The sequence below is a fragment of the Methylobacterium sp. A54F genome (genome assembly GCF_053346035.1).
Genome location: NZ_JBKFBF010000205.1, coordinates 1 through 286, shown reverse-complemented (window position 1 = coordinate 286; position 286 = coordinate 1). Strand labels below are relative to the sequence as shown.

Here is a 286-nt window from a genome sequence, read left to right as displayed (position 1 = left end):
CAAGGTGCGGGCGGACGAGCTCGGCGGCCTGTTCGGGCACGACCTCAAGGCCACCGGCGTGCGCTTCCCCGTCGCGCCCGCCGAGGTCGGACCGGCCACCGCGCGCTGCTTCATCCTGGTGACGCCGGACGGCGAGCGCACCATGAACACGTACCTCGGCGCCTGCCAGGGCCTCTCCCCGGCCGACGTCGTCGAGGCGACCGCGGCGAGCGCCCGCACGATCTACCTCGAGGGCTACCTCTGGGACCCGCCGGCCGCCAAGGAGGCCTTCCGCAAGGCCGTGGCG

At 74.8% G+C, this 286-nt stretch carries 1 pseudogene; it reads left to right on the top strand.

The features are described 5' to 3' along the window. A pseudogene (locus ACLBXP_RS25980) lies at window positions 1-286 on the top strand (adenosine kinase); the annotation flags it as partial.